Annotated in this window: 19 protein-coding genes and 1 pseudogene; 3 read left to right on the top strand and 17 right to left on the bottom strand. The window is 64.5% G+C overall.

Annotation, left to right across the window (positions count from 1 at the left end):
- Window positions 1-69: 69 nt before the first annotated feature.
- From dapA to PQQ51_RS23810, 8 genes and pseudogenes are all read right to left on the bottom strand, one after another.
- A complete protein-coding gene (gene dapA / locus PQQ51_RS23845) occupies window positions 70-1,002 on the bottom strand; it encodes a 4-hydroxy-tetrahydrodipicolinate synthase (protein WP_408499320.1) in 933 nt (310 codons plus the stop codon).
- Window positions 1,003-1,045: 43 nt separating this feature from the next.
- The gene (locus PQQ51_RS23840) at window positions 1,046-1,678 is read right to left on the bottom strand and encodes a class I SAM-dependent methyltransferase (protein ID WP_408499319.1); all 633 of its coding nucleotides are present in this window, start codon (window positions 1,676-1,678) and stop codon (window positions 1,046-1,048) included.
- Window positions 1,679-1,695: 17 nt separating this feature from the next.
- On the bottom strand, window positions 1,696-2,898 hold the full coding sequence (locus PQQ51_RS23835; protein WP_408499318.1) for a tryptophan--tRNA ligase: 1,203 nt from the start codon (window positions 2,896-2,898) through the stop codon (window positions 1,696-1,698).
- 6 nt (window positions 2,899-2,904) lie between these two features.
- A complete protein-coding gene (locus PQQ51_RS23830; protein WP_408499317.1) occupies window positions 2,905-3,567 on the bottom strand; it encodes a site-2 protease family protein in 663 nt (220 codons plus the stop codon).
- Window positions 3,568-3,614: 47 nt separating this feature from the next.
- Complete coding sequence (locus tag PQQ51_RS23825; RefSeq protein ID WP_408499316.1) at window positions 3,615-4,250, bottom strand: L-threonylcarbamoyladenylate synthase; 636 nt, start codon at window positions 4,248-4,250, stop codon at window positions 3,615-3,617.
- 139 nt (window positions 4,251-4,389) lie between these two features.
- Window positions 4,390-5,220, bottom strand: a complete 831-nt coding sequence (locus PQQ51_RS23820; protein WP_408499315.1) for a 3',5'-nucleoside bisphosphate phosphatase — start codon at window positions 5,218-5,220, stop codon at window positions 4,390-4,392.
- A gap of 158 nt (window positions 5,221-5,378) precedes the next feature.
- On the bottom strand, window positions 5,379-6,263 hold the full coding sequence (locus PQQ51_RS23815) for an alpha/beta fold hydrolase (RefSeq protein ID WP_408499314.1): 885 nt from the start codon (window positions 6,261-6,263) through the stop codon (window positions 5,379-5,381).
- A gap of 199 nt (window positions 6,264-6,462) precedes the next feature.
- Window positions 6,463-7,326, bottom strand: a pseudogene (locus PQQ51_RS23810) (ferritin-like domain-containing protein); the annotation flags it as partial.
- Window positions 7,327-7,596: 270 nt separating this feature from the next.
- On the opposite strand from PQQ51_RS23810, the gene PQQ51_RS23805 reads away from it, so the two are divergent.
- The 3 genes from PQQ51_RS23805 to PQQ51_RS23795 all read left to right on the top strand — a co-directional run bounded on the left by PQQ51_RS23805 (window position 7,597) and on the right by PQQ51_RS23795 (window position 9,666).
- Window positions 7,597-8,121: a gamma carbonic anhydrase family protein gene (locus PQQ51_RS23805; RefSeq protein ID WP_408499313.1), complete on the top strand. Its 525-nt coding sequence runs from the start codon at window positions 7,597-7,599 to the stop codon at window positions 8,119-8,121.
- A 62-nt stretch (window positions 8,122-8,183) separates the two neighbouring features.
- Complete coding sequence (gene hslO, locus PQQ51_RS23800) at window positions 8,184-9,134, top strand: Hsp33 family molecular chaperone HslO (protein WP_408499312.1); 951 nt, start codon at window positions 8,184-8,186, stop codon at window positions 9,132-9,134.
- 133 nt (window positions 9,135-9,267) lie between these two features.
- Window positions 9,268-9,666: a hypothetical protein gene (locus PQQ51_RS23795; protein ID WP_408499311.1), complete on the top strand. Its 399-nt coding sequence runs from the start codon at window positions 9,268-9,270 to the stop codon at window positions 9,664-9,666.
- A 167-nt stretch (window positions 9,667-9,833) separates the two neighbouring features.
- On the opposite strand, the gene ftsB is transcribed toward PQQ51_RS23795, so the two are convergent.
- From ftsB to PQQ51_RS23750, 9 genes are all read right to left on the bottom strand, one after another.
- Entirely contained in the window at window positions 9,834-10,274 is a 441-nt protein-coding gene (ftsB, locus tag PQQ51_RS23790; protein ID WP_408499310.1) for a cell division protein FtsB, read from the bottom strand.
- Window positions 10,275-10,380: 106 nt separating this feature from the next.
- Window positions 10,381-11,664: a phosphopyruvate hydratase gene (gene eno / locus PQQ51_RS23785; protein ID WP_042322785.1), complete on the bottom strand. Its 1,284-nt coding sequence runs from the start codon at window positions 11,662-11,664 to the stop codon at window positions 10,381-10,383.
- Window positions 11,665-11,848: 184 nt separating this feature from the next.
- Window positions 11,849-12,703 (bottom strand): 3-deoxy-8-phosphooctulonate synthase, encoded by an 855-nt coding sequence (gene kdsA / locus PQQ51_RS23780; RefSeq protein ID WP_408499309.1) that lies wholly within the window; start codon window positions 12,701-12,703, stop codon window positions 11,849-11,851.
- Window positions 12,700-14,373 carry a CTP synthase gene (gene pyrG, locus PQQ51_RS23775; protein WP_408499308.1) on the bottom strand — a complete coding sequence of 558 codons (1,674 nt, stop codon included), beginning with the start codon at window positions 14,371-14,373 and terminating at the stop codon, window positions 12,700-12,702. The genes kdsA and pyrG overlap by 4 nt, the downstream gene beginning before the upstream one ends.
- 208 nt (window positions 14,374-14,581) lie before the next feature.
- Window positions 14,582-15,385: an alpha/beta fold hydrolase gene (locus tag PQQ51_RS23770; RefSeq protein ID WP_408499307.1), complete on the bottom strand. Its 804-nt coding sequence runs from the start codon at window positions 15,383-15,385 to the stop codon at window positions 14,582-14,584.
- A 123-nt stretch (window positions 15,386-15,508) separates the two neighbouring features.
- Window positions 15,509-18,118 carry a DNA internalization-related competence protein ComEC/Rec2 gene (locus PQQ51_RS23765; protein ID WP_408499306.1) on the bottom strand — a complete coding sequence of 870 codons (2,610 nt, stop codon included), beginning with the start codon at window positions 18,116-18,118 and terminating at the stop codon, window positions 15,509-15,511.
- Window positions 18,119-18,233: 115 nt separating this feature from the next.
- Window positions 18,234-19,022: a TatD family hydrolase gene (locus PQQ51_RS23760; protein ID WP_408499305.1), complete on the bottom strand. Its 789-nt coding sequence runs from the start codon at window positions 19,020-19,022 to the stop codon at window positions 18,234-18,236.
- Window positions 19,023-19,147: 125 nt separating this feature from the next.
- Window positions 19,148-19,891 carry a lipoprotein-releasing ABC transporter ATP-binding protein LolD gene (gene lolD / locus PQQ51_RS23755; RefSeq protein ID WP_408499304.1) on the bottom strand — a complete coding sequence of 248 codons (744 nt, stop codon included), beginning with the start codon at window positions 19,889-19,891 and terminating at the stop codon, window positions 19,148-19,150.
- Window positions 19,884-21,137, bottom strand: coding sequence for a lipoprotein-releasing ABC transporter permease subunit (locus tag PQQ51_RS23750; RefSeq protein WP_408499303.1), 1,254 nt, complete (start codon window positions 21,135-21,137; stop codon window positions 19,884-19,886). Before PQQ51_RS23750 ends, lolD begins: the two co-directional genes overlap by 8 nt.
- Between the last annotated feature and the right edge of the window lie 131 nt (window positions 21,138-21,268).

Genomic DNA, 21,268 nt, shown 5'->3' with positions numbered 1-21,268 from the left:
CGACGTCGGTTAAGGGAGTGCCGGTGGCAGGCTTTCTTTACTGAGCGCTGAGGTGGCGACTAAGTCCGCTTAACCCAGCAGGCCCGCTTCGCGCAGCGCGGCACGCACCACTTCGTGGTATTGCGCGTCGAGCGGCGTGAGCGGCAGGCGGATTCCGCCCTGCACACGACCCAGTTGCTGCAACGCCCATTTCGCCGGAATCGGATTCGATTCGATGAACAGGTTCTTATGCAGCGACAGGAGTTTCAAATGAATTTCACGGGCAGTCTTTGCGTCCGCGGCGAGCGCGGCCTTGCACAGCTCGCTCATCGCGCGCGGCGCGACGTTCGCGGTGACCGAAATATTGCCGTGACCGCCCAGCAGCATCAATGCAATCGCGGTGGGATCGTCGCCGCTGTAGATGCCGAAATGCGCGGGCGCCGACTTGATCAGGTGCGCGGCGCGGTCGATGTTGCCGGTCGCTTCCTTCACGCCGATGATGCCCGGCACCTGCGCGCAACGCAGGATCGTTTCGTTGCTCATGTCGGCAACGGTGCGGCCGGGCACGTTGTACAGAATCACCGGCAAGTCGACGGTTTCGGCGATCTTCGCGAAGTGGCGATAGATGCCTTCCTGAGTCGGCTTGTTGTAGTACGGCACGACCTGGAGCGTGGCATCCGCGCCGACGTCTTTGGCCTGCTGCGTGAGTTCGATCGCTTCGGTGGTGGAATTGCCGCCCGAGCCGGCGATCACCGGAATCCGGCCCGCCGTGTGCTCGACCGCGGTCTTGACCATCAGCACGTGTTCGTCCACCGACAACGTGGCCGATTCGCCGCTCGTGCCGACCACGACCAGCGCGTTCGTGCCCTCGGCGATGTGCCAGTCGATCAGCGCGCGAAACGCCGGCAGATCGAGGCTGCCGTCTTCGAGCATCGGGGTGATGATGGCAGGAATGCTGCCGCGAATCTGAACGCCGCTTGTGCTGTTGCCGCTCTGGGTGCCGCTTTGGGTGCCGTTAGTCATGAAACGCCATGAATTTGATCAGGTAAACCGCGATTGTAGCGGATTAGCCAGCCAGCTCGTAAGAAGGCGGGGGTGCCGCCTGCGCGGTGCCGGCCGGGCGCTCCGCCTCCAGAATTGCGCAGATCCGCTGAACATAAGCCGGACGCGGCTGCGCGAGAAAACCGTCCTGAAATGCGACCACCCGCAGACGCCCGCGCACGACCTCGAGCAGCTCGCCGGGCGCGAGCAGGAACGCCGGATTGGACGGTTTGCCGACGCTTTCGTTGCCTTGCGCGAAGGTCTCGTAAACCAGTACGCCGCCGGGCGCGAGCGATGCCAGAAGTTGCGGGAAAAGCGGCCGGTGCAGATAGTGCGTGACCACGACCGCAGCGAACTTCGCGCCGGCAGCCAACGGCCACGCGGCGCCTTCGATATCGGCCGTGATCGTGGTGACGAGCGGTTCGGCGCGCAGCGTTTCGAGCGCGGCCGCGTTGCGGTCCAGCGCGGTCACCGGATGACCCAGCGACGCGAAAAAGCGCGCGTGCCGCCCCGCTCCCGACGCGACGTCCAGCACCGCGCCGCCCGCCACGACCAGATGCGCCCAATGGCGCACCCAGCGCGACGGCTCGCCAGCGGACGGGCCGCCATGCGGGCCGTCGTGCGGCAAAGCAGATACGGTGTCGGCAGGCGCACTCATCGGATCGCTCCAGACGCTCAGTTGTACGACAGACCCATTGCCTCGCGCACGTCGCGCATCGTTTCCGTCGCGTACTTGCGGGCCTTGTCGCAACCGTCGGCGACGATCGCGCGCAGCAGCGACGGATCGTCCATGTACTTCTGCGCACGTTCGAGCATCGGCTGCTGCTCGCGCAGAATGCCTTCGATCACCGGCTGCTTGCAGTCGAGGCAACCGATCCCCGCGGTCCGGCAGCCCTTCTGCACCCACTCGTGCGTGGCTTCGTCCGTGTAGACCTGGTGCAGTTGCCACACCGGGCACTTGTCCGGATCGCCCGGATCGGTGCGGCGCACGCGCGCGGGATCGGTCGGCATCGTGCGGACTTTCTTCGTGATCGTTTCCGCGTCTTCACGCAAGCCGATCGTGTTGCCGTACGACTTCGACATCTTCTGGCCGTCCAGCCCCGGCATGCGCGACGCTTCGGTCAGCATGGCCTGCGGCTCGACCAGAATGATCTTGCGCGACCCTTCGAGGTAACCGAACAGACGCTCGCGATCGCTCATCGACAAGCTCTGCGATTCCTGCAACATCGCCCGCGCCTGCTCGAGCGCTTCGTCGTTGCCTTCCTGCTGGTAAGCGTTGCGCAGCTCGTGATAGAGCTTCGCGCGCTTGCCGCCGAGCTTCTTCGCGGCTTCGTTCGCCTTCTGTTCGAAGCCCGGTTCGCGGCCGTAAAGGTAGTTGAAACGGCGCGCGATTTCACGCGTCATTTCGACGTGCGGCACCTGGTCTTCGCCGACCGGCACGAGCGAGCCGCGATACAGCAGAATGTCCGCCGCCATCAGCACCGGATAGCCGAGAAAGCCGTACGTGGACAGATCCTTGTCCTTCAGCTTCTCCTGCTGTTCCTTGTAGGTCGGCACGCGTTCGAGCCAGCCGAGCGGCGTGCTCATGCCGAGCAGCAGCGCGAGCTCCGCATGCTCGGGCACCTTGCTCTGGATGAACAGCGTGGCCTGAGCCGGATCGATGCCGGACGCGAGCCAGTCGACCAGCACGTCCCAGACGTTCTTTTCGATCACTTCGGGCGTTTCGTAGTGCGTGGTCAGCGCGTGCCAGTCGACCACACAGAAGAAGCACGGGTATTCGGACTGCAGCCGCACCCAGTTTTTCAGCACGCCGTGATAGTGGCCGAGGTGCAGCGACCCGGTGGGCCGCATGCCGGAGAAGATACGGTCTGGGAACATGGTTATTTAGAAAAGCGAAACAAGTGGAGTCAGAATTGCAGTGATCGCGCCGTAGCCGAGCGTGACCAGCGGGTTCAGCCAGTAACGCGTGAGCGTGCCCGTCATCACGAGTGCCATCACGATGAAAAAGCCGTACGGTTCGAGGCGCGACAGCGCGATCGCCTGCCGCGGCGGCAACAGCGCCATCAGCACGCGGCCGCCGTCGAGCGGCGGCAGCGGAAACAGGTTCAGCACGCCGAGCACGAGGTTCACGCCGACACCCGCCGCTGCCATCCGCGTGAAGAACGGTTCCTCGACGGCCAGCACCGCGAGCGCGACACCGAACAGGCCCCAGATCAGCGCCTGCACGAAATTGCAGGCCGGTCCGGCCGCCGCCACCCAGAGACTACCCCAGCGCGGATTGCGCAGGTTGCCGAAGGCGACCGGCACCGGCTTCGCATAACCGAACATGAAGGCGCCGCTGGTCGCGAAATAGAGCAGCAACGGAATCGCGATCGTGCCGAGTGGATCGATGTGCCGCATCGGATTGACGGAGACGCGGCCGAGCACGTAAGCAGTGCTATCGCCGAGCCAGCGCGCGACGTAGCCGTGCGCCGCCTCGTGCAGCGTGATCGCGAAAATGACCGGCAATGCATAGACCGCAATGGTCTGTATCAGGGAAGAATCCATAACTCGCTATTGTAACAACGCGGTTGCGTGCGTTTGTCCGCTTTCGCTCATGCCGTTTCTTCGAGACCGAACGGCGCGAGCGAGCCGCGGCCCGGGCGCACCAGCACGGGTTCGGGCCCGGTCAGATCGATCACCGTCGACGGTTCGCACACGCACGGGCCGCCATCGATCACCAGATCCAGTTGCTTTTCGAGTCGCGCGCGGATTTCCTCCGGGTCGTTCAGCGGCTGCGTCTCGCCCGGCATGATCAGCGTCGAGCCGAGCAGCGGCTGGCCGAGTTCCTCGAGAATCGCGAGCGTGATCGCGTGCTCCGGCACCCGCAGGCCGATCGTCTTGCGCGACGGATGCGACAGGCGCCGCGGCACTTCCTTGGTGGCCTGCAACACGAATACGTACGGGCCCGGCGTGACCGATCGGATCAGCCGGTACTGCCGGTTATCGACCATCGCGAAATTGGCGAGCTCCGACAGGTCGCGCACCAGCAGCGACAGCAACTGCTTCTCGTCGAGGCCGCGAATCCGCCGCAGACGTTCGACCGCATCCTTGTCGTCGAGATGACACGCGAGCGCGTAGCTCGAATCGGTCGGCAACGCGACCACGCCGCCGTCGTTGATGATCTGCACCGCCTGCTTGACGAGTCGCGGCTGCGGGTTATCCGGATGAAGCCGAAAGTATTGGGACATGATGACTAACGGTGGCGACGTGTGGCTAAGGTGAAGGCGGGCTGCGGCGCGCCGGGTCCGACGAAAAGCGCCGGATGCCCAGCGCGCATCCGGCAACACGGCGTTCGCGCAGGTCGTGCCGCCGCGGCACGGCGCGCGCTCACAGCCAGCGTTCCCAGACGGGCTTCAGATCGGAAGGCAGGGGCGGCAGCGTGCCGAGATCGACGCGGCCTTCGCCGGGCGCATGAAAATCGGAGCCGCGCGACGCCTCGAAGCCGAAGCGGCGCGCGACATCCGCGTATTCGCGGTACTGATCGGGCGTATGGCTACCCGTGACGACTTCGATCGCCTTTCCGCCGAGATCGATGAATTCGGCGAAAAACGCGTCGAATTCCAGCGGCGAGTACGCGTAACGCCCCGGATGGGCAATGATCGCCTCGCCGCCCGCCGCCTGGATCCAGCCGACCGCGTCCGCGAGTTTGGCCCAGCGGTGCGGCACGTAGCCGGCTTTGCCGTCGCCGAGAAAGCGCGTGAAGACATCTTGTGTGGAACTCGCGTAGCCGCTTTCGACCATGAACCGCGCGAAATGCGTGCGCGAGATCATGTCCGGGTTGGACACGTACTTCAGTGCGCCTTGATAGGCATCGGGGACGCCAAGCGTGGCCAGTTGCTCGCCGATCGCTTCGGCGCGCGCCGCGCGGCCGCTGCGAGTGCGCGCAAGGCCGTCGATCAGCACCGACGAAGTCGGATCGATGCCCAGCCCGACGATATGCACGGTGCGCGATGCCCACGTGACCGAAATCTCGACGCCGCTCAGGTAGGCCATGCCGAGCGCGTCGGCGGTGGCCCTCGCCTCGCGCTGGCCGCCCAGTTCGTCGTGATCGGTCAGCGCCCACAACGTCACGCCGCCCGCATGCGCGCGGCGCGCGACTTCAGCCGGCGCGAACTGGCCGTCGGAAACGGTGGAATGACAGTGGAGGTCGGCGTTCATCGTTGTCTTGAAAAGGGTCTGCGGCCCATTTTACTGCAACGCAGTAAGCGGGCGCAGACCTATCTCTTGCCGCCGGGCCGATCCGGCGCCGCTTTTGCGGTTTTGGGCCGTTTCAGGCGCTTCTGCCGCTTCGGCCGCTTCCACCGCTTCCGCCGGGTTCAGGCGCAGAACGCCTCGATCAGCGCCGCGACCTGTTCGGGCTGGTCGTGATGAACCATATGCCCGGCTTCGTCGATGATCTTTTCGCGCCAGTTCGGGAACGCCTGGAAGCGCGCCTTGAATTCGTCGAGCGGAATCTCGCCGGCGATCTGCGCGAGCGTCGGCGAATTCGCGGCTTCGACGTGCAGCACCCGCGCGCTCACCTTACGCCACACGGCCATTACCTCGTCCAGACGATACAGCGTCGGGCCACGCAGCTTGTGCGCCGGATCGGCGAGCAACATGAAGCGCCCTTCCCCGTCCGGCTTCGACCAATGCTGCGCGAGGAACTGCGCGCGCTGCGGGTCGAGCCGCGGATTGGTCTTGATCAGACGCCCGGCGACCTCGTCGAGCGACGCGTAGCGCTTCAGTTGCGGCGGATCGCGCAATTCGTCGAGCCAGTTGCGCAGACGGCCGGGCGCCTGCGCGGCATGCGACGGCGCAAGCCCGAAGCCCTCGAGGTCGACCACACGCCGTACCCGCTCCGGCCGCACGCCCGCGTAAATGCTGACGATGTTCGCGCCCATGCTGTGGCCGACGAGATTGACCTCGCCGGACGGCGCGTAGTGGTCGAGCAGCGCGTCGAGGTCGGCGAGATAGTCCGGGATCCAGTAATTGCCGCCGCCGCGCTCGGCCACCGGCCATTCGGACAGCCCGAAACCGCGCATATCGGGCGCGATCACCTGCCAGTCGCCGCTCAACGCATCGACGACGAACTGGAACGACGCCGCCACATCCATCCAGCCGTGCAGCATGAACAGTTGGGGCGCATCCGGATGACCCCAGCGACGGACATGCAGACGCACGCCGCGCACGGTGACGAATTCAGACAGAGAGGTATTCATGAGCGGACGCCCGAAAAAAGAATGGTCGTTCGATTATAACGAGATAGCCGACCGACGCGTGAGGTCGGGCGGTTGAAAGGCTTCAGTCGGTTGCTGGCGGCGACGTTGGCGGCTGCGTTCGCTGTGCCGGATCGGACGGCTTGGCAATCCTCACGGCTCCGGCCGCCGAATCGGCTTCAGCAGACAGGCCGACCGCCATATCGAGACCCGCCGCCGCGACCAGCGCGGCCAGTTCGGCTTCGTCGAAGCCGGCATCGCGGCGTGCGTCGAAATTGAACGGACCACGCAATTTCGGTGCGTGATACTGGGCGGCGAGACGTGTATAGGCGTCGTGCGGATCGAGCGCGCTGTCGTCGCACAGATGACGAAACCAGCGATTGCCGATCAGCACGTGACCGATTTCGTCGCGCAGGATCACGTTGAGAATCGCCGCCGACGCCTGATCGCCCGCCTGCTGGAGGCGGGCGCGGATCGGCGGCGACGCGTCGAGACCACGCGCTTCGAGCGTGCGCGGCACGAGCGCCATGCGCGCGAGTACGTCGCCGGCGGTGCGCTCGCACATGTCCCACAAGCCGTCGTGCGCCGGGAAGTCGCCGTAAGCGTGGCCGTATTCCGCGAGCCGGGCGCTCAACAGCGAGAAGTGATACGCCTCTTCCGCGGCGACTTTGAGCCAGTCGACATAGAACGACGCGGGCATGCCGGCAAAGCGCCAGACGGCGTCGAGTGCGAGGTTGATCGCGTTGAATTCGATGTGCGCGAGCGCGTGCAACAGCACCGCGCGCCCCTGTGGAGATTGCATGCTGCGGCGTTTCAACTGACGTGGATCGACCAGTTCGGGACGCGGCGGACGGCCTGGCAGTCCTTCCGGCTCGATTAGCGTCAGATCGGCGTAGTTGACCATGCTCCCGTCGAGTACCGCGGCGTGAAGCGCGCGGGCCGCTGCCGCTTTGGTCGCCGGGTCGGTTTCGCGTAAAGCGGCAAGCGCTCCGCTACGCGCGCAATTCGAACGATTGACGGGGCTTCCGGAGCAGGACGCAAGTGAATCAGACGGAACGACGGACATCATGGCAACCAGATCGGCAAGAGAGCGCGCAACACGCAAAAGGCATAATCGACACGGCACGGCACAGGCTATATCACTGCCCGCTGCACACCGCCTGGCAGGCCGACGGCAATGCCGAGCGGCCCAACCACACAACCGTTTACAATACTCGATTCGACCATCTCGCGCGCCCAGGGCGCCGGAGCGGCGGGCGAATGCCGCCCGGGCCGCGCATCCGGCAACGTGCACAGCGCACCCGAGCCGCGCGGCGACCGACCAACAGGAGACACTGTGACCATTTACAAGCTCGGCGAAGCAGCCCCGACCATCCATGAAAGCGTGTTCGTCGCCGATTCGGCCACTATCATCGGCAATGTGACGCTCGAGGAAAACGCGAGCGTCTGGTTCGGTGCGACGATTCGCGGCGACAACGAACCGATCACCGTCGGCGCGGGCAGCAACGTGCAGGAAAACGCGGTGTTGCACACGGACCCGGGCTTCCCGCTGACCATCGAGCCGAACGTGACGATCGGCCATCAGGTGATGCTGCACGGCTGCACGATCAAGGCCGGCTCGCTGATCGGAATTCAGGCCGTGGTCTTGAATGGCGCGGTGATCGGCCGCAACTGTCTGGTCGGAGCGGGCGCCGTCGTCACCGAAGGCAAGGTTTTTCCCGATAATTCGCTGATTCTCGGCGCGCCCGCCAAAGTGGTGCGCGAACTGACCGAGACGGATATCGCCAACATGCAGCGCGGCACGGCAAGTTACGCCGAACGCCGCGAGTATTTCAAGGCGCAGCTCGTGCGCATCGGCTGATCAGCCGGGCGCGCGGCGCGCAAGACGCGGCATCGGCCGCGTCATTCGACCGAGGAAAAGTTGTGAGCGACCAGTTGCAAAAATTCATGTTCAGCACGGCGCCGGTGCGCGGCGAAATCGTTTCGCTGCGCAATACCTGGCAGGAAGTGCTGACGCGCCGGAATTATCCGGCGCCCGTACGGACGATTCTCGGCGAGATGATGGCCGCCTGCGCGCTGCTGTCGGCGAATCTCAAGTTCGACGGCACGCTCATCATGCAGATTTTCGGCGACGGCCCGGTCAAGATGCTGGTGGTGCAGTGCAGCTCGGATCTGTCGATGCGCGCCACCGCCAAGCTGTCCGGCGAGAACGGCAACACGATCGGCGACGAGGCCACCATGATCGAACTCGTCAACGCGAGCGGCCACGGCCGTTGCGTGATCACGCTCGATCCGCGCGACAAGCAGCCCGGCCAGCAGCCCTATCAAAGTATCGTGCCGCTGTCGGGTGAAGACGGCCCGCTCAAGTCGATGGCGGAAGTGCTCGAACACTACATGCACCACTCCGAGCAGCTCGACACGCGCCTGTGGCTCGCGGCGAACACCGAGCGCGCGGTCGGCATGCTGCTGCAAAAGCTGCCCGGCGACGGCGGCATCGTCCCGCATCCGGGCGATCTCGACGTCGACACGTGGGAACGCGTATGCACGCTCGGCGGCACGATGTCGCAAGACGAATTGCTGAAGGAAGAACCGGAAACGATCTTCCGCCGCCTTTTCTGGCAGGAGAATGTCCAGCATTTCGAGCCGGCAACCGCGCGCTTCGAATGCTCTTGCTCGCGCGAGAAAGTCGGCGCGATGCTGAAGATGCTGGGCCGCGACGAAGTGGACAGCGTGATCGAAGAGCGCGGCCATGTCGAAATTCATTGCGAGTACTGCAATCAGCGCTACGAGTTCGATCCGGTCGACGTGGCGCAACTTTTCGTCGCTAACGCGCTCTCACAAGGCGTGACGCCGGCGGCGGATCAGCGGCACTGAACCGCGGTTCCGGGCGGCGCGGTGGCGTGACGCGGTGAGATTGCGCGGTAACGTTGAATAGTGGGTTGAATCATTGGCGATGCGCAGCGAGCACACCATGCTGCTCGACGCATCCGGCCGATGGAGATCGAAAATGAACATTCCTGTTTCGTTGGCTATTTCGTTGATGCATCGCACGCGCACGTTGAGCGTGCTGACCGTCGTGGCCGGCAGCGCGGTGCTGGCCGGTTGCGTGATGGACCCGCCGGGTCCGTCGCCGATTTATAGCCGTCTGCCAGCCGATCAGTCCGGCATTGCAGCCACCGCGCAACCCCTGACGCCTGAAGAACGCGCCCGCTACGACGCGATCGATCGTCAGACGATGGCCGAGCAGAATCAGGCGATCGCCGCCGAAAACGCCGCGCAGGCTTACTCGCGGTATTACTCGCAGCCGGTGCCTGTCAGCGTGTACGGCAGTTATTACGGCGGCGGTTGGGGACGCGGCTGGGGTACGGGAATCGGAGTGGGATATAGCCCGTATTGGGCGTGGTAGCCGCTGGGCGGATTGGGTGATTGCCTGGACCGTTTTATCGTCGTTATCGCCCTTATCGCCCTTATCGCCGTTCATTGCCCCAAAGAAAAAGCGCGGTTGTGAGTTCATTCACACCGCGCTTTTTTTCATCCTGCCAGCCCACTGCGCCGCAATCGGTCTAGCACTACTCAGTGCGTCGCCTTCTTGTCTTTCGCCGCCGCCTTGCCGCCGTGCTTGCGCTCCGGCTTCGCGCGCGATTCCGGATTCGGCACCACATGCAGCGGTGCGGCCGAAATCTCACCGCGCGTCGACGTATTGGCCGCCGGCGTATTCGCATTCGCGTTCGGCAGCGACTGGTTCGGCGACACGAATTGCACGAACACTTCGCCGTCCTTCACCATGCCCATTTCGTAACGCGCGCGCTCTTCCACCGCGGCCGTGCCGTTCTGCAAATCCTGCACTTCACCCTGAATGCGTTCATTGCGCAGCTTCGAATCGGCGTTCTTTTGCAGTTGCTGCGCCAGTTGCTGTTGCAACTCGTGCACGCGCAACCAACCGCCGTGTCCCCACCAAAGCGGGTACTGGATCAACGCCAGCAGTACGATCAGGACAGCAGTGACAAGCCGCATGAAGTAAGCACAATAAATACACGCCGCCCTGCGCTATACGCAGGGCGGCGGGGTCAATCAGAAACGAAGGAGAACCGGCTCATCGGTCGGTCTGGCATCCGGGCCATTAGCGCAGATTGTAGAACGCCGACTTGCCCGGATAGCTGGCGATATCACCGAGGTCTTCTTCGATGCGCAGCAACTGGTTGTACTTCGAGATGCGGTCCGAGCGCGACAGCGAGCCCGTCTTGATCTGACCGGCGTTCAGGCCGACCGCGATGTCCGCGATCGTCGAATCTTCGGTTTCGCCCGAGCGGTGCGAGATCACGGCCGTGTAGCCGGCGCGCTTCGCCATTTCGATCGCCGCGAAGGTTTCCGTCAGCGTGCCGATCTGATTGATCTTGATCAGGATCGAGTTCGCGATGCCCTTCTCGATGCCTTCCTTCAGGATGCGCGTGTTGGTGACGAACAGATCGTCGCCCACCAGTTGGACCTTCTTGCCGAGCTTGTCGGTCAGGGTCTTCCAGCCGGCCCAGTCGCTTTCGTGCATGCCGTCTTCGATCGACACGATCGGGAACTTGTCGGCCAGATTTGCCAGATAGTCGGCGAATTCCGTCGACGACAGTTGCAGGCCTTCGCCCGCCAACTGGTACTTGCCGTCGTGGTAGAACTCGCTTGCGGCGCAGTCGAGCGCGAGCAGCACGTCTTCACCAGCGCGGTAGCCGGCTTTTTCGATCGCTTGCAGGATGGTCGACAGGCATTCGTCGTTGCTGCCGAAGTTCGGCGCGAAGCCGCCTTCGTCGCCCACAGCGGTGCTCATGCCGCGGTCGCTCAGAATCTTCTTCAGCGCGTGGAACACTTCCGCGCCGCAGCGCAGTGCTTCGCGGAAAGTCGGCTGGCTGACCGGCACGATCATGAATTCCTGGATGTCCAGGCTGTTGTTCGCGTGCGCGCCGCCGTTGACGATGTTCATCATCGGCACCGGGAGTTGCATCGCGCCCGAGCCGCCGAAGTAGCGGTACAGCGGCAGGCCGGCTTCTTCAGCGGCGGCCTTCGCCACCGCCATCGACACCGCCAGCATCGCGTTTGCGCCGAGGCGCGACTTGTTGTCCGTGCCGTCGAGTTCGAGCAGCGTCTTGTCGAGGAAGGCTTGTTCGGAAGCGTCGAGGCCCATGATCGCTTCGGAGATTTCGGTGTTGATGTGCTCGACGGCCTTCAGCACACCCTTGCCGCCGTAACGGCCGGCTTCGCCGTCGCGCAGTTCGATCGCTTCGCGCGAACCCGTCGACGCACCCGACGGCACCGCAGCGCGGCCCATCGTGCCCGACTCGAGCAGCACGTCGCATTCGACGGTGGGGTTGCCTCGCGAATCGAGAATCTCTCGACCGATGATATCTACGATAGCACTCATGGTTTCCTCAAGAAATGACGTTGAATTCTTTACTGTGACACTGCATCTGGCACAAACCGGTCTCCCCGGCTGACAACTTTTGCACCGATGCGTTCGACGACCATTACGTACGTTCGCCGCGTGTCACCCAGGCCCGGCATGTTCGATTATGTGGGCCGATCATGACATGCGGCGAACGCCTGAATCAGTTGAAATCGCTTTCGAGGAACGGCGCGCGCTTCACCGCCTGGTCGAGCGTGACGAGCGTTTCGAGCAGATCCGCCATGCGATTGAGCGGCACCGCATTCGGACCGTCCGATTTCGCTTCGGCGGGCTTCGGATGGGTTTCCATGAACAGCCCCGACACGCCGACGGCAACCGCGGCACGCGCCAGCACCGGCACGAATTCGCGCTGCCCGCCGGAGCTCGTGCCCTGCCCGCCCGGCAACTGCACCGAGTGGGTGACGTCGAACACGACCGGTGCGTGGGTTTCGCGCATGATCGCAAGCGATCGCATGTCCGACACGAGGTTGTTATAACCGAACGACACGCCGCGTTCGCACGCCATGAAGCGGTCTTCGGAAAGACCTGCTTCACGCGCTGCGTCACGCGCCTTGTCGATCACGTTCTTCATGTCGTGCGGCGCGAGAAACTGGCCTTTCTTGATGTTGACCGGCTTGCCCGAACGCGCGCACGCATGGATGAAGTCCGTTTGACGGCACAGAAAAGCAGGCGTTTGCAGCACGTCGACCACCGACGCGACCTGCTCGATCTCGTGCTCGGCGTGAACATCCGTCAGCACCGGCAAACCGAGCTGACGCTTCACTTCCGACAGAATCCGCAAACCTTCGTCCATGCCCAGCCCGCGGAACGACTTGCCGCTGCTGCGATTGGCCTTGTCATACGACGATTTGTAGATGAACGGAATGTTCAACTTCGCGCAGATCTCCTTCAACCGGCCGGCCACGTCGATCGTCATCTGTTCGGATTCGACGACGCAGGTGCCGGCGATCAGGAAAAACGGCTTGTCGAGCCCAATTTCGAAATCGCCCAGCTTCATGCTTTCTCCCCGACTTCAATCGCGGCGCGCGACTGCTGATGCGCAAGCGCGGCTTCGACGAACGACTTGAACAACGGATGGCCGTCACGCGGCGTGGACGTGAATTCCGGATGGAACTGCACGCCGACGAACCATGGGTGCATGCTGCGCGGCAATTCCATCATTTCCGGCAGATCTTCACTCGGGGTACGGGCGCTGATGATAAGGCCGCCGGCTTCGAGCTGGGGCACGAGGCGGTTATTGACTTCATAACGGTGACGGTGGCGTTCGTTCACGTCCTTGCCGTAGATCTCTTCGGCCATCGTGCCGGGTTTGATCGGACAGCGTTGCGAACCGAGACGCATCGTGCCGCCCAGATCCGATTCCTCGGTGCGCTTTTCGACACGGCCTTCGCGGTCGTACCACTCGGTGATCAGCGCGACCACGCGGTTCGGCGTGTCCTGATCGAACTCGGTGCTGTTCGCGTCTTTCAGGCCGACCACGTCGCGCGCGAATTCGATCACGGCGAGTTGCATGCCGAGGCAGATGCCGAGATACGGGACCTTCGCTTCACGCGCATAGCGGATCGCGGCGATCTTGCCCTCGGTGCCGCGACGGCCGAAGCCGCCCGGCACGAGCACCGCGTCCAGATGCTTGAGGCTCTCGACGCCTTGCGTCTCGATCTCTTCCGAATCGATGTACTCGATGTTGACCCGCGTCGACGTATGCATCGACGCATGGCGCAGCGCCTCGATCAGCGACTTGTACGACTCGGTCAGATCGACATACTTGCCGACCATGCCGATCGTGACTTCGTGCTGCGGCTTCTCGAGCTTGTCGACGAGGTTCGACCACATCGACAGATCGGCCGGCTGCGGCGTGAGCTTCAACTCTTCGCAGATGATCGCGTCGAGACCCTGGTCGTGCAGCATTTGCGGAATCTTGTAGATGCTGTCGGCGTCCCACACGGAAATCACCGCGTCTTCGGGCACGTTCGAGAACATCGAGATCTTCGCGCGCTCGTCGTCCGGAATGCGGCGATCGGCGCGGCACAGCAGCACGTGCGGCGAAATACCGATTTCGCGCAGTTTCTGCACGCTGTGTTGAGTCGGCTTGGTCTTGAGTTCGCCGGCGGTGGCGACCCAGGGCACCAGCGTGAGGTGCACGAAGCACGCGCTGTTGCGGCCCATGCGCAGGCTCATCTGACGCGCGGCCTCGAGGAACGGCAGCGACTCGATATCGCCCACCGTGCCGCCGACTTCGACGATCGCAACGTCCGGCTCGCCACACGTGGCCGATGCCGCACCGCGTTCGACGAACGCCTGGATTTCATTCGTGATGTGCGGGATGACCTGCACCGTCTTGCCGAGATAATCGCCGCGGCGTTCCTTGCGGATCACCGATTCGTAAATCTGGCCTGTGGTGAAGTTGTTGGCCTTGCGCATCTTCGTGCTGATGAAGCGCTCATAGTGGCCGAGGTCGAGGTCGGTCTCCGCTCCGTCTTCCGTCACGAACACTTCGCCGTGTTGAAACGGGCTCATCGTGCCGGGGTCGACATTGATGTACGGATCGAGCTTGAGGAGGGTGACTTTAAGACCGCGCGATTCGAGGATCGCGGCGAGGGAAGCGGCGGCAATACCCTTGCCGAGGGAAGATACTACGCCGCCGGTGACGAAAACATATTTGGTCATCGCTGGATGCTCGCGGGAAAAACGGATTATACCGTAAAGCAGGGCCTCAACCCAGCAAAAATCCGAGCGACGTCCGCGCGCCGATCCCATCGCGGCGGCAATCGACGCACACCGCTCATACGCCCGATTCCGCATCTTGGGTATGCCGCGTTTGCGCATTGCGCAATCCGGCGAGCGCCCCTGCCCCCGCGCTGCACCGGTCGGGATTTCAGCCGCGCTGCTCCAGTTCGTGCAGCATCCGTTGCACCGCGCGCGCCGTTTCGAGCGGTTTTTCCATCGGATACAAATGACTGCCTTCGATCCACTCGACATGCCCGCCGGTCGCGCGGCGGGTGGCGTCGAGCCCGGCCTGGCGCACCTCCTTCGACCGCGTGCCGGCGATGAAACCCACCGGCACCGGCGCGCCGCGCGCAAGGCGCGGGCCGAGCGTGTGCGGCAAAGTCTTGTAGATCTGATATTCGGTGCGCCGGTCGAAGGCGAGCGAGCGGCTGCCGTCGGGCGAGCTTTGCGGAATGCCGAACTCGATGTAGTCGGAGAGCATCCGTTCGTCCCAGCGCGCGAACGCCGGCTTCGAATAAAAGTGGCGCCACGCTTCGTCGCGGCTTGCCCATTGGGTGCGGCGCGTGCGGGTGGCGGCCGCGGGCGAGAGCCGTTCGTCGAGCCCGGTCCATTGCGACACGCGCAGCATGCTGCTGCGCCAGCCGGAGATCACGGGCGAATCGAGCATCACCACGCCCCTCACCCACTGCGGCTTTTTCAATGCGGCCATCAACGACAGATAGCCACCGAGCGAATGCCCCACCAGCCACACCGGCTGCTCGTAAGAACGGCCGATGTCGTCGACCAGTTGCTCGACCAGATGCGGCCAGTCCTGCGTAACGGGGTAACGCGCGTCGTGGCCGATACGCTCGATAGAGCGCAGTTCGTAGTCGTCGGATAGCTCGGCGAAAATCGTCCGGTATGTCGACGCCGGAAAGCCATTCGCGTGCGAGAAATGGATGATGTTTTTCAACTGCGGCTATCTCCGTGCTGATTTTTGCGTGCCGTTTTTGTATCGTTTCTTGCACCGTTTGCGGCGCTCTCCGATCACCTTCAGTTCGCTTGCTTTGCTCGTGCCTGGCCGGCCGGCGCTTCGTCAGCGATCCATCCAGTAACGCCGCCGGGTGTCGCGATAACGTTCCAGCGTGAGCGCGGCGCCTGGCGCGTCCGGGTGGATATCAACCCGCACCGCGCCATCCGTATCGCTGCGCGCGAGCTCGATCTGCCGTGCGTTGTAGCGCTCGAACACACCCGCATTCGGATGATGAAAACGGTTGCGATAGCCTACCTGAAATAGCGCGATCAGCGGCTCGATAGAGTCGAGGAACGGCTCGGTCGACGAGGTCTTGCTGCCGTGATGCGGGACGACCAGCACCTGCGCGCGCAACGCGTCGCGATCGCGCGCGAGCAGAACGCGTTCGACGGGCGCCTCGATATCCGCGGCCAGCAACGCGGCGATGCGCGGCGCATTTGCTTGAACGCTGGCTACAGGGCGTTGCGCACCGCCCGCCTGCATAGCCGCCGGCACACTGACCTTCAGCACACAGCAATGCGCATTCGGCTTACCTTGCAACGGTCCGGCATCCGGCCAAAGGATCGCGAACTCGACACCATCCCATTGCCAGCGCTGGCCGGCCGCGCAGGGCAACGTATCGGCACCGCGCTGCCGGGCCTCGTCCCACAAAGCATGCGACGGCGCCAACGCCGCCAGCAGTTGACGCACTTCGATCGCCTCCAGCACGGCCGGCGCGCCGCCCGCGTGATCGGAATCCGCGTGGCTGATGATCAGCGTATCGAGCGAGTTCACGCCGCGCGCCTGCAAAAACGGCACGACGACGCGCTCGCCGGCGTGGGTCGATTCGGGACCGGGACCCGCATCGAACAGCAGCGTGTGATGCGCGGTCTCGACCAGCACCGACGTGCCCTGCCCGATGTCCAGCGCGGTAAGCCGGAAGTTGCCATGCGGCGGACCCGGCGACGTCGGCAGCAGCAAAGGCAGCCACGTCAGCGGCGCGGCCCAGCGCAACGGCCAGCCGCGCGGCGCGAGACACCAGAGCACGCCGAGCGCCGCCGTGCCCAGTGCCCACGCGTTCGGTTGCGGCAAATGCCAGAGCGTCCACGCAGGGCCGGACACCATCCGCAAGCCCGCGGCCAGCAAGTCGAGCAAAAGGTGCGCGGCGTGAAACGCATAGGCGTCCAATGGCATGGGCAGCGCGACGCCGGCCAGCACCGCGGGCGTCACCAGCAGACTCACCCACGGAATCGCGAACGCATTCGCCAGCGGGCCGATCAGCGGAATCTGCGCGAACCAGTAGACGGTGAGCGGCGCGAGCGCGACCGTCACCGCGAATTGCACATGCGCGGCACCACGCAGACGCTCGGTGAACGCGGTAAGGCGCCGCACCAGAAAAGCCCGCCAGCGCACAAGCCGGCTTGCGCTCATCGCGAGGCCGCTATCGCTGTCCTCGTCGCGATGCTGGGCATGGTCCTGCACGCGCGGCAGCCCCGACATCGCGTAAAGAATCGCTGCCACCGCGCAGAACGACAGCCAGAAGCCGGCCGCCACCACCGCCCATGGATCGACCAGCAGCACGAGTCCCAACGCCCATGCAAGCACGGCCGAGCGCGGCAGGTTGCGCCCGCTGACGAACGCGAGCGCGAGCACACTTGCCATCCATAGCGCGCGTTGCGCCGGCACGTTGAAGCCGGCCAGCGCGGCATGCAGGCCGGCGAACAGCGCGCCGCCGGTCACCGCGACGAGTTGCGCGGGCAGCAGCAACGGCCAGTTGCGGCCGACGAACCCGGAGCGCCGCCACACTGCACCCGCCAGCCAGCCCGCGAGCCCCGCGACAAAGCCGATATGCAGCCCGGAAATCGCGACCAGATGACTGGTGCCGGTGCCGCGCATCAACAGCCAGTCGGCGGCGCTGACTTCGTCCTGCGCGCCGATCGCGAGCGCCACTACGATTCCGCGATGCGGCGCGTCGGCGAGCACGGCGTCGATCCGCTCACGCAAGGCGGCGCGCCAGCGATCCACTGTCACACTCACGCCCTGCGCATTGCCGGGCAGACGCAGCGCCGCAGCAGGTGCGCTCACATAGCCGGTCGCGCGCACGTTGCGCGCAAGCAGGTTCGCTTCCGCATCGCGCACGCCGAAGTTCGCATTGCCGTGCGGCCGCTTGAGCCGCACGCTCAGGCGCCAGCGCGCGCCCGGTTCGAGTCGGGGCGGCGGCGCGGTCTCGGCGATCCACGACAGTTGGATGACGTGCGGAAACACTTCGATCGGCGCGTCTACGGTGTCGATTTCGAAGAGAAAGCGGGCGCCTTTGTCGTCGAGTGCGGGCAGGCCTTTGATGCTGCCGGTGACTTCGATATCGCGCCCTTCCCAGGCGCTCGGCAGAGTGACCGAGAGCCGTGTCTGCGCTCGCCATGCGGCATAGCCGAAGCCCGTGCAAATAGCCGCGAGCCATAGCGCGCTCCAGCCGACGCAGCGGCGCACGCGCGTCCGCGAGAGCGTCCAGTCCGCCCGCATGTGATCGGCGGCAAGAGGATCGACGATCGACCCACGCGCCAACGCCCACGCAGCCACAACAAGCGCACCACCGCCCGCCGCCAGCAAAACGCCCCACTCGCCCCAACCGGGCAACTCCGCCTGCCGCTGCAACCCGATCACGCCCAACGCAAACCCGCACCACCATGCCCGCATCCGCCCTCCGCCGCTCACGCGCCGGACGACGGCATCACGCAAACGCGGCAAGCAGCCACAAGCCCGCCGGGCGTGAGCTGCGCCCGGCGCGAACCGCTCAAACCATCGGGGTCAATTATGCAGACGAAACAGCGAGCCGCGGCAGCGCGGCGAGCGCATTAGCCGTTGAGCCTAGGGCGGTCTCTTCGACGCTCATCCCGCGCAGTTGCGCGAGACCCGCGCCGATAGCGGGAATCTGCTCGGGCGAATTGCGCTGCCTGTAAATCCAGGAAGGCGCGATATCCGGCGCGTCGGTTTCGACGACCAGCGCGTCGAACGGCAGTTGCTCCGCAAGACGGCGAATCTGCCGCGCGCGCTCGAAGGTCAGATTGCCGCCGAAACCGAGGTGCATGCCCTGATCGATATACGCCTCGGCCTGCTGAAAACTGCCGTTGAACGCGTGCGCGATGCCGCGATGAATCTGATGCCGCCGCAACCCCTTGATCACCTGATCCTGCGATTTGCGCACGTGGCAGATCACCGGCAGATCGAATTCGCGAGCAAGTTGCAACTGACCGTTGTAGAAGAATTGCTGACGGGCATCGTCGAGACCTTCGACGAAATAATCGAGCCCGATTTCGCCGATGCCGACAAAACGCGGATCATCCAGACTCGCCTCGATTTCCATGCGCAGCAGGTCGAGATCGCCGTCCTGCGCGCCCGGCGTGAACAGCGGATGAATGCCGAGCGCGTACGCGCCGCCGTCGATGCGATGCGCGAGTTCGCGCACCGCCGCGAAGTTCTCGCGGCCGATCGCCGGAATCACGATACGGCCGACGCCCGCCGCGCGCGCCGACGCCGCGACCGCGTCGCGGTCGGCGTCGAATTCGGCGGCGTCGAGATGACAGTGCGTATCGATCCACATAGGCGCCTCGTCAACGTTACGGCATCGGCGTGAAGGCTTGAACGACTAACGGCCTAAAGGCGTGAAGGCCTGAAGGCCGGTAAGCCTGAGCGCCCGAACGCGAATTCAGGCGAACGAAGCGCCGCTCAAACCGGCGCCGGCCGCTCTTCGTGAAGCACACCGTCGCGCAACCGCATGATCCGGTCGCAACGCCCCGCCAGTTCCGGATCGTGCGTGACGATCACGAAACTTGTTTCCATCGTGCGCGACAGTTCGAGCATCAGATTGAACACGGTATCGGCAGTGCCGCCGTCGAGATTGCCGGTGGGTTCGTCGGCCAGCACGCACGCGGGCTTCGTGACCAGCGCGCGGGCAATCGCCACACGCTGCCGTTCGCCGCCCGACAACTCGCCCGGACGATGCTTCGCGCGATGCCCCATGCCGACCCGCTCCAGCACCGCGAGCGCTTCGCGGCGCGCGGCTTCGGTCGTCATGCGGCGAATCCGCAGCGGCATCGCGACGTTATCGAGCGCAGTGAATTCCGGCAACAGATGATGAAATTGGTAGACAAAACCGAGCGCGCGATTACGCAGGTCGTTGCGCTCGCGCTCGGACAATTGCGTGAACGGCTTGCCCATCACCGAAACATGACCGGCGCTCGGGTCGTCGAGACCGCCGAGCACGTGCAGCAGCGTGCTCTTGCCGGAACCGGACGCGCCGACGATCGCCAGCTTCTCGCCGCGGCGCACGCTCAGTTGCGTGTTGTCGAGCACCTGCACATTCAGGCCGCCCTGCACGAACGACTTGGAAATGCCGGTTGCTTCCAGCACGTAGGGATGCGGCGCGGTGTCCTGAGAGGTCATAGGAAGAGTAGCGGAACGGTCATTCATAGCGCAGCGCCTCCGCCGGACGGACCTTGGCGCCGCGCCAGCTCGGGTACAACGTGGCCAGCGCCGACATCAGGAACGCGATGATGCCGATCCGCGCGACGTCCGCGGGAATCAGTTCGGACGGCAATTCGCTGATGAAGTACACCGACGGCGGCAGGAACTGCACGCCGAGCAGATGTTCGATCATCGGCACGAGCCACGGGATGCTCCACGCGATCAGGCAGCCGAGCGCGACGCCGGTCGCCGTACCGATGAAGCCGATCGTCACGCCCTGCACCACGAAGATCTTCATGATCGAGCCGGGCTGCGCGCCGAGCGTGCGCAGGATCGCGATATCGGCCTGCTTGTTGGTCACCGTCATCACCAGCGACGACACCAGGTTGAACGCCGCCACCGCGATGATCAGCGTCAGGATGATGAACATCATGCGCTTCTCGATCTGCACCGCCGAGAACCAGGTCTTGTTCTGCTGGGTCCAGTCGCGGATATACAGGTCGCCCGACAGGCTTCGCGCCAGTTCATGTGCGACCTCCGGCGCCCGCTGCATGTCGGTGAGGCGCAGCCGCACGCCGGTCGGCGCGGGCAGCCGGAACAACGCCTGCGCATCCTTGATGTTGATCAGCGCGAGCGTGCTGTCGTATTCGTAATGCCCCGACTCGAAGATGCCGACCACCGTGAACTGCTTGAGCCGCGGCAGCATGCCGGCCGGCGTGATCGTGCCTTCGGGCGCGACCAGCGTGATCTTGTCGTTGACCGTCACGCCGAGGTTGGTGGCGAGATCCGCGCCGAGCACGATGCCGAAGTCGCCCGGCACGAGGTCGGTCAGCTTGCCGCCCTTCATCTCCTTACCGATATCGGACACTTCCGGCTCAAGCGACGGCTCCACGCCGCGCAGCGCCACGCCGCTCACCGCGTCCTGGCGCGTGAGCAGGGCCTGCGCTTCGACATACGGCGCCGCGCCGATCACCTGCTTGTTCTGGCGCGCTTCCTGGGCGGTCAGTTGCCAGTTGGGCATCGAACCGGTCGGCGAAAAGATTTCGACGTGCGCGAGGACCGACAGCATCCGGTCGCGCACCTCTTTCTGAAACCCGTTCATCACCGACAACACGACGATCAGCGCCGCGACGCCGAGCGCGATGCCCGACATCGACACCAGCGCGATGAACGAAATGAAGCCGTTACCGGTCGTGCGTTTGCCGGCGCGGGTGTAGCGCCAGCCGATCTGCCATTCGTAGGGAAATTTCAAGCGAATCCTTTTCTGCGTTCTTCGGCTTCGGGCTGCGCAGGGCGGCGTCGGCTATCGTGACGTACTGCTTTGCCGTACCGCCGTGGCGCACCGGTTGCGCCGGCCAAAAGCCCGAGCTCGTGATCCTTGGT

Origin of the sequence: Paraburkholderia xenovorans, assembly GCF_046030735.1 — a bacterium.
Classification (GTDB): domain Bacteria; phylum Pseudomonadota; class Gammaproteobacteria; order Burkholderiales; family Burkholderiaceae; genus Paraburkholderia; species Paraburkholderia xenovorans_A.
The sequence above is the reverse complement of the archived record's forward strand: the minus strand, read 5'-3'. Positions and strand labels throughout refer to the sequence as shown.

What these genes read in the sequence shown, in the direction of transcription:
- PQQ51_RS23835 (WP_408499318.1), bottom strand. Translation starts at nt 2,898, where the DNA reads ATGTTCCCAGACCGTATCTTCTCCGGCATGCGGCCCACCGGGTCGCTG.
- PQQ51_RS23795 (WP_408499311.1), top strand. Translation starts at nt 9,268, where the DNA reads ATGAACATTCCTGTTTCGTTGGCTATTTCGTTGATGCATCGCACGCGC.
- dapA (WP_408499320.1), bottom strand. Translation starts at nt 1,002, where the DNA reads ATGACTAACGGCACCCAAAGCGGCACCCAGAGCGGCAACAGCACAAGC.
- PQQ51_RS23815 (WP_408499314.1), bottom strand. Translation starts at nt 6,263, where the DNA reads ATGAATACCTCTCTGTCTGAATTCGTCACCGTGCGCGGCGTGCGTCTG.
- PQQ51_RS23840 (WP_408499319.1), bottom strand. Translation starts at nt 1,678, where the DNA reads ATGAGTGCGCCTGCCGACACCGTATCTGCTTTGCCGCACGACGGCCCG.
- ftsB (WP_408499310.1), bottom strand. Translation starts at nt 10,274, where the DNA reads ATGCGGCTTGTCACTGCTGTCCTGATCGTACTGCTGGCGTTGATCCAG.
- PQQ51_RS23760 (WP_408499305.1), bottom strand. Translation starts at nt 19,022, where the DNA reads ATGTGGATCGATACGCACTGTCATCTCGACGCCGCCGAATTCGACGCC.
- PQQ51_RS23830 (WP_408499317.1), bottom strand. Translation starts at nt 3,567, where the DNA reads ATGGATTCTTCCCTGATACAGACCATTGCGGTCTATGCATTGCCGGTC.
- pyrG (WP_408499308.1), bottom strand. Translation starts at nt 14,373, where the DNA reads ATGACCAAATATGTTTTCGTCACCGGCGGCGTAGTATCTTCCCTCGGC.
- lolD (WP_408499304.1), bottom strand. Translation starts at nt 19,891, where the DNA reads ATGAATGACCGTTCCGCTACTCTTCCTATGACCTCTCAGGACACCGCG.
- kdsA (WP_408499309.1), bottom strand. Translation starts at nt 12,703, where the DNA reads ATGAAGCTGGGCGATTTCGAAATTGGGCTCGACAAGCCGTTTTTCCTG.
- PQQ51_RS23820 (WP_408499315.1), bottom strand. Translation starts at nt 5,220, where the DNA reads ATGAACGCCGACCTCCACTGTCATTCCACCGTTTCCGACGGCCAGTTC.
- PQQ51_RS23765 (WP_408499306.1), bottom strand. Translation starts at nt 18,118, where the DNA reads ATGCGGGCATGGTGGTGCGGGTTTGCGTTGGGCGTGATCGGGTTGCAG.
- PQQ51_RS23825 (WP_408499316.1), bottom strand. Translation starts at nt 4,250, where the DNA reads ATGTCCCAATACTTTCGGCTTCATCCGGATAACCCGCAGCCGCGACTC.
- eno (WP_042322785.1), bottom strand. Translation starts at nt 11,664, where the DNA reads ATGAGTGCTATCGTAGATATCATCGGTCGAGAGATTCTCGATTCGCGA.